Origin of the sequence: Peptoniphilus koenoeneniae, from assembly GCF_030812875.1 — a bacterium.
Classification (GTDB): domain Bacteria; phylum Bacillota; class Clostridia; order Tissierellales; family Peptoniphilaceae; genus Peptoniphilus_B; species Peptoniphilus_B koenoeneniae.
Window position 1 is genome coordinate 181,368 of the sequence record NZ_JAUSTN010000003.1, and the last position, 11,921, is coordinate 193,288.

The 11,921-nt window shown below is 32.3% G+C and carries 10 protein-coding genes; 3 read left to right on the top strand and 7 right to left on the bottom strand.

Going from position 1 to position 11,921, the window contains the following annotated elements; genetic code table 11:
• The first annotated feature begins 25 nt into the window (after positions 1-25).
• Positions 26-1,966, top strand: coding sequence for a YcdB/YcdC domain-containing protein (locus tag J2S72_RS03810; RefSeq protein ID WP_307495000.1), 1,941 nt, complete (start codon positions 26-28; stop codon positions 1,964-1,966).
• Between the two features lie 1,197 nt (positions 1,967-3,163).
• Here the strand turns inward: J2S72_RS03810 and J2S72_RS03815 are convergent.
• The 7 genes from J2S72_RS03815 to J2S72_RS03845 all read right to left on the bottom strand — a co-directional run bounded on the left by J2S72_RS03815 (position 3,164) and on the right by J2S72_RS03845 (position 9,988).
• Positions 3,164-4,174, bottom strand: a complete 1,011-nt coding sequence (locus J2S72_RS03815) for an electron transfer flavoprotein subunit alpha/FixB family protein (protein ID WP_023055476.1) — start codon at positions 4,172-4,174, stop codon at positions 3,164-3,166.
• Positions 4,175-4,186: 12 nt separating this feature from the next.
• Positions 4,187-4,981, bottom strand: coding sequence for an electron transfer flavoprotein subunit beta/FixA family protein (locus tag J2S72_RS03820; RefSeq protein WP_023055465.1), 795 nt, complete (start codon positions 4,979-4,981; stop codon positions 4,187-4,189).
• A 9-nt stretch (positions 4,982-4,990) separates the two neighbouring features.
• The gene (locus J2S72_RS03825) at positions 4,991-6,133 is read right to left on the bottom strand and encodes an acyl-CoA dehydrogenase (RefSeq protein WP_023055449.1); all 1,143 of its coding nucleotides are present in this window, start codon (positions 6,131-6,133) and stop codon (positions 4,991-4,993) included.
• Positions 6,134-6,284: 151 nt separating this feature from the next.
• Positions 6,285-7,448 (bottom strand): phosphoglucose isomerase-related protein, encoded by a 1,164-nt coding sequence (locus J2S72_RS03830; RefSeq protein WP_307495001.1) that lies wholly within the window; start codon positions 7,446-7,448, stop codon positions 6,285-6,287.
• A complete protein-coding gene (locus J2S72_RS03835; RefSeq protein WP_307495002.1) occupies positions 7,448-8,536 on the bottom strand; it encodes a SpoIIE family protein phosphatase in 1,089 nt (362 codons plus the stop codon). The genes J2S72_RS03830 and J2S72_RS03835 overlap by 1 nt, the downstream gene beginning before the upstream one ends.
• 10 nt (positions 8,537-8,546) lie before the next feature.
• A complete protein-coding gene (locus J2S72_RS03840; RefSeq protein ID WP_307495003.1) occupies positions 8,547-9,662 on the bottom strand; it encodes a THUMP domain-containing class I SAM-dependent RNA methyltransferase in 1,116 nt (371 codons plus the stop codon).
• Positions 9,659-9,988: a hypothetical protein gene (locus J2S72_RS03845; protein WP_023055445.1), complete on the bottom strand. Its 330-nt coding sequence runs from the start codon at positions 9,986-9,988 to the stop codon at positions 9,659-9,661. The genes J2S72_RS03840 and J2S72_RS03845 overlap by 4 nt, the downstream gene beginning before the upstream one ends.
• 114 nt (positions 9,989-10,102) lie before the next feature.
• Here J2S72_RS03845 and J2S72_RS03850 point away from each other — a divergent pair, with 114 nt between their 5' ends.
• Both J2S72_RS03850 and J2S72_RS03855 read left to right on the top strand, forming a co-directional pair.
• Positions 10,103-10,879 carry an electron transfer flavoprotein subunit beta/FixA family protein gene (locus J2S72_RS03850; protein ID WP_023055472.1) on the top strand — a complete coding sequence of 259 codons (777 nt, stop codon included), beginning with the start codon at positions 10,103-10,105 and terminating at the stop codon, positions 10,877-10,879.
• Positions 10,880-10,888: 9 nt separating this feature from the next.
• Positions 10,889-11,899, top strand: a complete 1,011-nt coding sequence (locus J2S72_RS03855; RefSeq protein WP_023055455.1) for an electron transfer flavoprotein subunit alpha/FixB family protein — start codon at positions 10,889-10,891, stop codon at positions 11,897-11,899.
• Positions 11,900-11,921: the final 22 nt, after the last annotated feature.

An 11,921-nucleotide genomic window follows, 5' to 3' on the forward strand; every position in this document is an offset into this window, starting at 1 on the left:
GGTAAATATTTTACGAGGTGATAATATGAAAAAATTATCTTTATTTTTGGCATTTGTATTTTTATTTTCATCCCTAGTTACATACCCTTATGCAAGCCAAAAAAAAGTTAAAACGTCAGACACTAAAGAAATTGAAAAAATTAAAAGTGTCTTTAATATTAAAGATAATATAGAATCTTTTAATATTAGTGAAAGCAAGAGCGAAAACACTTATAGGAAACGCTACAATTGGATTTTTAAAGATAAAAACTCAATTACAGTAGTTCTTGATGGCAAGGGAAATATTATAAACTATTTTAGCTATAATGCTAAAGACTCTAAAAAAACCATAAATGTGGATAAGGATTTGATTGTAAAAAAGGCAAATGAATACCTTGAAAAAATAAATCCTCAACTTTTAAAGGACTTTAAACTTGAATCAACTAAATATTTTCTTAACAGCGGCCGTGTAAATTTATTCTTTTCAAGATATTACAAGGACATTAAGTTTTTATACTCAGACATAAATATGGAAATTAACCTTTCAGACCTTTCCCTATTTTCTTTTAACATTTCTGGTTATTATGAATATCCTAAGCTGCCTGAACCTAACCCTAAATATTCTTTAGAAGACGCTGCAAAAGAAATGAATAAACTTTATCCTCTAAGACTTTACTACAGTCCCTACACTGAAAATAAGGCGAAACCTGTCTATGGAATTTCTCAATTTGACTATCTTGATGCAGATACTCTTAAACCTGCAAAAAATATAAGAAATATGCCCTATGAAGAAGGTGCTAAAAGTGAAGACGCCATGGATGCAAGTGAAAAAAATTCTTTAAGTCCAGAAGAAGAAAAGGGCTTAAAGGAAAGAAAAGAAACAAGGGAAATAAAAGATGCCACAGCTGTGGTTAAAGATTTAGTTCCTAAAAATCTTAAATTAACATCTTCATCATTATCAAAGATGGATAAGGAATATGTAATAAATTTGGATTATTCTAATAATTCTGATTACAGATCTTTTACCCTTGACGGAAAAAATTTAAATATTTTGTCTTACTACAAGGAAAGCCAAAATATGAAAAAGGCAAATATCGACAAGAAAACTGCCTTAAATTTAGGAAAAAATTTTTACAATAAGTATTCTTCAAAGATTTCCCCTATTGATTTTAATATTTACGATTATTCTTCCCGTCCAAAGGATACAAGAATTAGTTTTTACCAAGTTAAGGACAATATACCGATTTTAAACTCCGGTCTTGACCTTTTAGTTGCTAATGGAAGTAAGGAAGTTATAAATTATAATATCGATTTATTTAAGGGCGACTTTGACAAAATCCCTGAAGATATTAAACCTCTTGATGAGGCTTTAAAGGCTTATTATGAAAAACTTGGCTTTGGTCTTGTATACACCCTTGAAAATAATAAGCCAAAACTGGTTTATGGTTTTACTAAAGATTTAAGCTATATGAATCCTAAAACTTTAGAGGTTAAAAAAGCAAAAATAAATTATGAAAACCTTGAAAGCTCAAAATATAAAAATGAAATTGCAAAATTAGCTGACTTTAATATAGGAATTAAAAATGCTGATGTAACTAGGACTGCCACTGAAAAAGATTTAGTCTTTTTACTTATGGTATGTGATTTTTCAGGAGAAAATATTCCTGTTCCCTACGAAAATTTTTCTGTAAGTAATTCAGATTTTTACAGAAGTTTTGAAGGTCTTAAAGACGACAGACCTTTAAAACTTTCTGTCGCAGCTAAAAATATTTTAAAAGCTAGAGGCATGATGTATTTTGAAGACATTAAAAATTTAGATGCTTTCAACAAAGATTTATTTAAATCTTTTAAAGATGGGGACCTTGCTTATTTGGCAAATGCCTATGCTTTAGGTCTTTTTGAAAAAGATGAGATAAAAACTGATGATTTGAAGCTCGATTATTTACTTCATATTATTTATAATTTATTGAATAATTTTAAGGGATAATGCTTAAATTTTATATGTTTATAATTTTAAAAGAGGACGGAAAACCGCCCTCTTTTTTATTATTAATGCAGTAATGGATTTTACGGTTTCCGTTTTTTACTTTTGTTGGATTTAGGGACTAATTTATTTATCAGCGTGTATAATGTGGGAGAAAAAAATAAATATTTTTTATAAATTATTTTTTTATGCTCTATGTAGAGCATTTTTAAAATTATATTCTAATTTTTAATTAACATTAATTTTAAATTATTTAAGAAATACTTTCATTTTAAACAAACTTCTTATTGCCACAACCTTTGAAAATCCTGTAGGGACCGGTTTACCGGTCCGCGTGTATAATGTGGGAAAACAAAACCTGCATTTGATTTAAAATTTATTTTAAATTTACATTTTTATTTTATTTTATGTTTTTTCAATTTATATTTTTTCTACATTTTTTCTTTCTCTTTTTTTATTTTACATACATAACGCGATGGGGACTAATGGACTTGCGATTGTCCCTAACGTCCCCCTCGCGGCTCCCCCCTCCTTACCCCTCGAAAGGCTTTTTAAAGGTGGAAAAGCTTACGCTTTTCTTTCCTATTGTTTCTGTGGAGGTTGAATATATATTTACCTTTTTTCATTTTTCTATTTTATTTCAAATTATTCGGCTTACGCCGCCGGACCAATAAATTGGTCCCTACATTCCCTTGCAAAGGTTCTAATCTTATGAATCCTTTCGCATAAATTTACCCCACATTCCGGCGTGGATTCCATGTTCGGATGAAATTATAATAAATTTGTGTGTGGGATTTTGTGGGGCCTAGGGACCGGTTTACCGGTCCGCGTGTTTTTTGTGGGAGAAAAAAATAAATATTTGATTTAAAATTTATTTTAAATTTACATTTTTATTTTTATTTTTTTTTTAATTTTTTCAACATACATTTTTTCTTTATTTTTTCTTTTTCGTTTTTTTATTTTGTTTCAATAAATTCGCCTGACGGCGGCGGACCAATAGCAGATATTTGCAGCCAAAGCAAAGATTTGGGCAAATAGTTGCATGAGACCTACCACGATTTTTTTCAAAAATCGGGTTAGGTCTTCAAATTGGTCCCTACACGGGGTTTTATTTTCAATTGAAATTTTCTTTTATTTATACTTTTATTTGCATTAAAAAAATCCATTGAAATTTCTTCCAATGGATTTTATTTTGTATAATTATTCTATTTCTGCTTTTAATTTCTTTTCTCTGTCAATTGCTTCTGTTAATTTCGGAACTATTGCGTTTAAATCTCCTACTATTCCCAAATCTGCAACTTCAAAGATTGGTGCTGTTTCGTTTTTGTTTATTGCGATTATTAAATCAGATTCTTCCATTCCTGCCAAGTGTTGGATTGCTCCTGAGATTCCAAGGGCAAAATAAACTTCAGGTCTTACTGTTTTACCTGTTTGTCCTACTTGACGGTCTTTTGTAATCCATCCTGCGTCTACAACTGCTCTTGATGAAGAAATTTCTGCGTCAAGGACATTTGCAAGGCCTTCAAGATTTTCAAATCCTTCTGGTCCGCCGATTCCACGTCCTGCTGATACAAGGATGCTTGCCTCTGTAATATCTTTTTTCTTTGATTCTGCTTTTTCAATGCTAACTATTTTAACATTCATATCGCTTGGTTCAAAGTCTATTTTTTCTTCTATTACTTGACCCTTTCTGTTTGGATCATTTTCAAGAGCTTGCATAACTCCCGGTCTTACTGTTGCCATTTGAGGTCTAAATTCTTCACATAGAATTGTTGCCATAAGGTTTCCGCCGAAAGCAGGTCTTGTCATCATTAATAATTTTGTTTCTGGATCTATTTCAAGTTTTGTACAGTCTGCTGTAAGTCCTGTATGGATTCTTGATGCAAGTCTTGGTGCTAGGTCACGTCCAATTGAACTTGCTCCGTAAATTACAATTTCAGGATCGTATTTTTTAATGATATTGTAAATTGCCTTTGTGTATGGTTCTGTTACATATTCTTTTAAAATAGGATCTTCTACAATTATTACTTTATCTGCACCGTGGTGAATTAAAAGTTCTGCGTGTTGTTTTACATTTTCACCAATAAGCATTGCTACTACTTGTTGACCTAAGTCATCTGCAAGTTCTCTTGCTTTTCCAAGTAATTCTATACCTACTTTTTGTAGTTGGTTATCTCTTTGTTCTATAAATACAAATACGTCTTTGCTCATCAAATTCACCCCTTATATTATATATTTTTCTTGTAACTTAGCTACAATTGCTTGGGCTGCTTCATCTGCGTTTAGGTCTGTAAGAAGAACGCCCTTACCTTTTCCTTGTTTAGGGAATGATTTTTTAACCTTTGTCGGTGATCCCTTAAGTCCTATGTCTGCAAGGTTAAGTTTATCTTTAATGTCTTCAAGTCCCCAAGTTGTGATTTCTTTTTGGTAAGCGTCAAAAACGCCGCCTACTGACATATATCTTGGTGGAGCAAGTTCTGTTAGAGCTGTAATTAAGCAAGGAAGCTTAACTTCCAAATTGTGGTATCTGTCTTCAAATTGTCTTTTAACTTTTATGCATCCGTCTCCAAGTTCAAGTTCTTCAACGTAGGAAACTTGAGGTAAGTGCAAGTGTTCTGCAATTTGAGGTCCTACTTGAGCTGTATCACCGTCTATTGCTTGACGGCCTGTAATGATTAAATCATAATCTAAATGTTCAAGAGCTCCTGCTATTGTGCTTGATGTTGCCCATGTGTCCGCTCCTCCGAAAGCTCTGTCTGTTACAAGAATTGCCTTGTCAGCTCCCATTGCAAGAGCTTCTCTTAAAGCAAGTTCTGCTTGTGGCGGTCCCATTGATACAACTGTTACTTCAATGTTTTCAGGATCTTTATCTTTTATTCTAAGTGCTGCTTCAAGACCTGATTTATCATCAGGGTTAATGATACTCGGAACTCCTTCTCTAATAAGTGTATTAGTTACAGGATCAAGTCTAACCTCATTTGTATCAGGTACTTGTTTTATACAAACTACTATTTTCATATTCTCCTCCTATTTAACTCCCATCCAGCCTGAAACTACCATTCTCATTACTTCTGAAGTACCTTCGTAGATTTCAGTTATCTTTGCATCTCTCATCATTCTTTCAATTGGATAATCTCTTGTGAAACCATATCCGCCGAATAATTGAAGACATCTTCTTGTTACATCTGATGCATTTTCAGCTGCAAATAATTTTGCCATTGCTGCAAAATGTCCATAAGCTTGTCCTACACCCTTTGTATGAGCTGCTCTATAAACTAAAAGTTTTGCAGCTTCAGTTTTGGTTTTCATATCAGCAAGTTGGAATTGAGTATTTTGGAATTGAGAAATACGTCTTCCGAATTGTTTTCTTTCTTTTGTATATTGAACTGTTTCGTCAATTGCTCCTTCTGCAATACCTAATGCTTGAGCAGCAATACCTATACGTCCTCCGTCAAGAGTCTTCATTGCAAGACCGAATCCCTTGCCTTCACGGCCAAGTAAGTTTTCTTTAGGAATTCTGCAATTTTCAAAAATAAGTTCGCAAGTAGAAGATGCTCTTATTCCCATTTTGTCTTCAGGTTCTCCGACTCTGAATCCAGGAGTTCCTCTTTCAACTATGAAAGCTGAGATTCCTTTTGTTCCCTTTGATTTGTCAGTCATGGCGATAATTATAAATACATCTGCAAATCCTGCATTTGTAATAAATATCTTTGTTCCGTTTAAAACATATTCGTCCCCGTCAAGAACTGCTGTTGTTTGTTGTCCTGCAGCATCTGTACCTGCACCGGGTTCAGTTAAACCGAAAGCTCCTATCTTACGTCCTGATAGTAGGTCTGGTAAATATTTACGTTTTTGTTCTTCTGTTCCGTTTTCATAAATAGGAGCAGCGCAAAGTGAAGTATGTGCTGATACAATTACACCTGTAGTTGCACATTTTTTTGATAACTCTTCAACTGCCATTACATATGCAAGGTAATCTGCGCCTTGTCCACCGTATTCCTTTGGAAATGGTATGCCGAAAAATCCATATTTAGCCATTTTTCTAACATTTTCCATTGGCGGCTCATCTGTTTTGTCGATGTCTGCAGCAATAGGTTTAACTTCATTTACAGCAAATGCTTCATACATTTGTTGTAAAAGAGCATGCTCCTTATCCATTCTAAAATCCATTTAAAGTCCCCCTTAAAATTTTTATATACTATGTTAATTAAATAACATTCTTTAATAATTATATCACTCCAATATAAACTTGCAAGTAATTTCAATTTTTTTCAAGGACTTTATAATGCTTAAAAAGCCTTATATTTTTTAACCTATTATTTTATTTTTCATAAAGTTTTTTTCTTAATATTGCTTTATATTCTTCCACTCCCGGTTGGTTAAAAGGATCAACCCCCAAAATTTTTGCAGAAACTTGGCAGGCATATTCAAAGAAATAAAAAATACAACCTAAGTTAAATTCATCAATTTTTTCAATTTCCAATAAAAGTTGATTGCTACTATGAGATTTCATAACAGCTTTTCTTGTAAGATCGTTAAGCTCATTTAAAGTCATATTTAAATTGAGACCGTAATCTTCTAAAGATACTTCCAGATTTGAATTTGAATTTAAAGGGGAAATTGTAGTTTCAAAAAACATCTGCCTTCCCGATTGAATATATTGGCCTAAACTGTGGAGGTCTCTTGAATTAATGACATAAGTTGGTAAGATTCCCTTGCCCTCTTTTCCTTCACTTTCGGCAAAAAGTTGTAAAATCCATTTTAATAAATATTCCAAATCCGGTTCATATACTGTAAAGATTTCAACAAAAAGATCTTTTTCGTAAAATTTGTTTCTGTAAGTTGCATAGGAAATTGCATGATCCACATTGACACTTAAAGCACCATCTATAACTTTATCAACATCAATTCCTGCAAAGGCCATAGGAACAAGGCCAACACAAGTTAAAACTGAATATCTGCCCCCAACTTCTGAGGAGATTTCTATAAAATTATGACCATTTTTTTGGCATGCCCTTCCAAGCTTTGAATCTAAGGACTGGCTCATAATAAAAATTCTTTTATTATAGTCTATAAATTTATTTTTCATAAATTCTCTCATGTATGTGTAAGCAATAATAGTTTCAAGGGTATTTCCCGATTTGGAAATGACAAGAAGGGCAAAGTCTTCATCTAAATCCGATAATTTTTGTAAAGCGGCTCTTGTAGAAAGACTGTTACCTATAAAATGTATTTTATTTCCCTTTGGATTTAAAGCATTAATTGCAGCTTCAGCTCCTAAAAAAGATCCTCCTATCCCTGCAACTACAAGGGTTTTTCCTGCCCTTTCAATTTCTTTTGCAATGCCCTTTGCTCTGTGGGCTTCCCCTCTTAAAAAATTAAAGTCCGTCCACAAATAATCTGCATTTCTATATTTTTCTTTATTTTCTTCAATTTTATCTTCTATAGACCTATCAAAATTATATTTATAAGCTTTAAAATTCATTACAACACCTTAAATAACACGCAAGTAATGTCATCTTGCTGGTCCCTATATTTATAAAGTTCAAGTTCTTCTTTTATTACATTTATTTCATCAATACTATTTTCATTTAAAATATCGGCGATCCTTTCAAGACCGAAGGGCTCTCTGTTTTTATTTACAGTTTCCACAATTCCGTCAGTCATAAAAAGGAGTTTGTCGCCGCAAAATAAATCCACTGAATTTTCCTCATAATTTATATGATCAAAGATTCCGGAAATGGGAAAGCCTCTGGAAATAAGTTCATAAGAATTTCTATCACGAGTTAAAATGGGACAGGGATTGTGTCCTGCATTGGAAAAAAGAAAGTTGTCTTTTTTTCTGTTATAAACCCCATAAAAGCAGGTGAAATAAATTCCCGGATCAATATTTAAAGAAGAAAATCTGCTTTTTATCTCTTCAAGAGTCCTGGATGGACTAAGAAGAGTTTTTGTAGAAATATTTTTAAACAAAAGACTTATAAACATAGTTATAAGGGAAGACTTAAAGCCATGTCCCATAACGTCTGCTATATAAATTCCCATATTGTCTTCGTTAATTTCAAATACATTAAATAAATCTCCGCTTAAAATATTTGAAGGACTGTAAAAATAATCTAACTTTAAATTTTTAAAAAATCCCTTTTCCGGAATAAGAGACTTTTGAATTTTTTGAGCATCAAGCATTTCAAAAGTGAGTTCCTTATTTTTATTTATTATTTGTCCCTGAAGTTTCTTCTCCATAGTTACATTTCTAAAAACTTCAACCACTCCAACTATTTCCCCTGTCTCAGAATGCACAGGAGAGCATTTAACGGAGTAATAATTCCCCTTGATGTATTCCTCTCTTTGAATGATTTCCCCTGTCCTGAAGGACCTCTGAGCCACAGAGACGTTACAAAAAAATCCATCCCCCGGCTCGCAGGTCATAGTTGTTTCATCTGCCCCAAAAAATTCTTTCATTGCTGAGTTGACAAAAATAACATTATTATCCTTATCTATGACTCTGACAAGGTCGGCAATTCCGTTTAAAACTATATGATTAATATTAAAATCAAATTTTTGTCCACTCATTTTTTCACTCCTATTTTTTAGGTTTCGGTCCGTAATATTGATAGTAATAAGTTCTTATGCCTCCGTTGTAAAGTTTTCTATTTCTGTCGGCTTTCTTATTAAAATCTTTTTCAAAATTTTCATCTGATGTAATTATATAAAAAGACCAGGTTTTTAAACTTTTGTAAAGTTTTCCAAGTTCTTTTTGTAGATCACTTACTTGGTCTTTAATTCTCACTCCGTAGGGAGGATTTGTAATTAATACTCCATAATCATCAGGAAGATCCAAATCAAATATATCTTTTTTAAAAAAAGTTATATCTTGGCTTAAATCCATTAGTTCTGCATTGTTTTTTGCAATTTCTATGGCCTTATAGGAAATGTCGCTGGCAACAATATCCAATTTTTTATTTAAGAGTATCTCCGAATAACACTTAGACTTTTGATCTCTAAAGTCTTTTTTGTCCGTAAAGGAAAAATTTTCAAAATCAAAATTTCTCATAAGACCTGGTGCAATATTTCTTCCTATCATGGCAGCTTCAATGGCAATAGTTCCCGATCCGCAAAAGGGGTCGCATAAAAGTCTTTTGGAATTCCAATAACTTAAACTTACAAGACCTGCCGCCAGGGTTTCACTAATAGGTGCCTTATAATTTATTTCCCTATAGCCTCTTTTGTGAAGGCCCTCGCCTGAAGTGTCTAAGGTTATTGATGCAATATCATCTAAAAGAGACACTTCAAGTTTATATCTTGGTCCATCCTTTTCAAAATAAGATTTTTTATAAATTTTTGAAAGTCTAGTAATAATGGCTTTTTCAGTTATCCTTTGACAATCTGAAATTGAAAAAAGTTTGGATTTTCTGCTTCTTCCTTCAACAATAAAATTTGCATTTTCAGGAATAAAATCCTCCCAGGGAAATCCTGAAACTCCATCAAAAAGTTCTTCAAAACTTAAAGCCTTAAAGTTTAAAAATTCTATTAAAACCCTATCTGCTGTTCTAAGTCTTAAATTTAACTTATATATGTCTTTTAAATCTCCCTCAAGAGCCAATCTTCCGTTTTCAACTTCAGCCTTATAACCTAAGTTTTCCAGTTCTCTTTTAAGGACGCTTTCCAGTCCAAAAGTGGTTGTGGCTATAATTTTCATGAATCTTTATACTCCTTTGCCCATTTAAAAATATATAGGGCATAAAGACCTATAACTATAAGGCCAAATAAAATATCTTCCCATCTGAAAACTTCCCTGCCCTTATAGGCCCTAAGTCCGCATCTTACAATTATGTATAAAATAATTGCTAAAGAAAAAAATATAAGCTTTTTTATTCTTCCCTTTTTACTTAAATTTTTATTTTCAATTTTTAATTCTTTTTTTACCTGTGCCTGCCTTTTTTGAGCTTCTCTTCTCTTAATTTTTTCTTTTTTCCAGGCATTTTCTATGTAAGAAAAAAATCTTTCTTTTAAATCTTTTTTCATAAAGCACCTCTAAACTATTCTAACCTTTAATTACTTTATTTAAAAGAGTGAAGAAAAATTAATTTAAAGGACACATATATAGTATAATAATTATTTAGAAAGAGGAGGTAGAGAATGAATATTTTAGTTTGTATAAAAATTGTTCCTAAAGTTTCAGATGTAAAAGTTGACAGAGAAACTGGAAATTTAATAAGAGACGGTGTAAAGAGCATAATCAATCCCCCTGATGTCCATGCTCTTAAAATGGCAATAGATTTAAAAAATAAAACTAAGGGAAAAGTTACTGTAATCACTATGGGACCGGAATTTGCAAAAGAATTTTTAAGATATGCCATTGCAATGGGAGCAGATAAGGCTTATATAATAAGTTCTCCTGATTTTAGAGGATCCGATACCCTTGCAACAAGTTATGTTCTATCAAGAGCTGCAAAGACAATTGATAATTTCGATTTGGTTTTAACAGGCTCTCAAACTATTGATGGAGATACTGGTCAAGTAGGGCCAGAACTGGCAGAACACTTATCCTTTAATCAGGCAACTTATGTTTCAGACCTTGAATATATAGACAGTAAATTAATAGCTAAAAGAAATATTTTTAACGGAATCGAAAAAATTCAAGTGGAACTTCCTGCTTTAATTACAGTTTTAAAGGGAAATGTAAATATTAATGACTATAAGGATAAGGTTGATGACAGTCTGGAATTTAAAATTTTAAGTCCTGAAGATATAGGCGCTGATCCTGAAAGAATTGGTCAAAAGGGTTCTACAACTCTTGTGGCTGAAGTTTTCCCTCCAGAGGAAATTTCAAAAGGTAAAATCTTAGAAGGACAAACTGAGGAAAAAATTGAAAAAGTTCTTAAAATCCTTAAAGATAAAAATTTTATAAGGTAGGTGAATAAATTGGAAAATAATAAAAATATATGGATTGTCCTTGAACAATATAAGGGTTCTTTAACAAGTCTTTCTAAAGAAGTTCTATCAAAGGGAAGACAAGTTGCAGACTCTTTAAACTCAAATCTTATAGGTCTTGCAATTTCTAACAAGGCAGATGATCTTGCAAAGGAAGCTATTTCTTATGGAGCTGATAAGGTAATAAAAGTTGAAGATCCTCTTTTAAAAAATTATTCTACAAATGCTTGGACAAAAATCCTTGAAACTTTAATAAAAAAATATAAGCCCTATACAATTTTTATAAGTGCTTCTGAAAACGGAAGAGATTTAGGGGGAAGAATTTGCTCCAGAATGGGTCTTGGCCTTGTAGCTGAATGTTCCCAAATAGAACTTACAGAAAATAAAGATGATATAAAATGGATAAGGCCTTCTTTCAGCGGAAAATTATTATCTGATATAAGAATAACTACAAAACCTATGATAGGAACTATAGGACAGGGAGCTTTTAAAGCAGGTAAAAAAGATTTAAGTAGAATCGGAGAAATTATAGAAGAAAAAATTTCTATAGATGAAGACGAAATAGGTTGTAAATTTATTTCCTTTGAAGAAATTCCCTTTGATACAAATTCAGTAAGACTTGATGAAGCTGATGTTATAGTAGCAGGAGGAATGGGACTTAAAGATAAAAAAAATTGGCACTTAATTGAAGAACTTGCTCAGGCCCTTCATGGAACAAGCGGCGCAACAAAACCTCTTATAGACAATGGTTGGCTTGATAAAAGTAAACAAATAGGAATTTCCGGCACAAAGGTAAAGGCAAAACTTTATATAGCTGTTGGAATAAGCGGTGCCCTTCAACATAGAAAGGGTATGGAAGATTCAGACCTTATTATTGCAATTAACAATGATGAAAATGCAGATATATTTAAGGTTGCCCACTACGGAATAGTTGGAGATTTGTTTGAAATCCTTCCAAAAATGACTGAAGAGATAAATAAAAATAATAATAAATTAAATTAAATTTTAAGGCGTAAATAAGTTT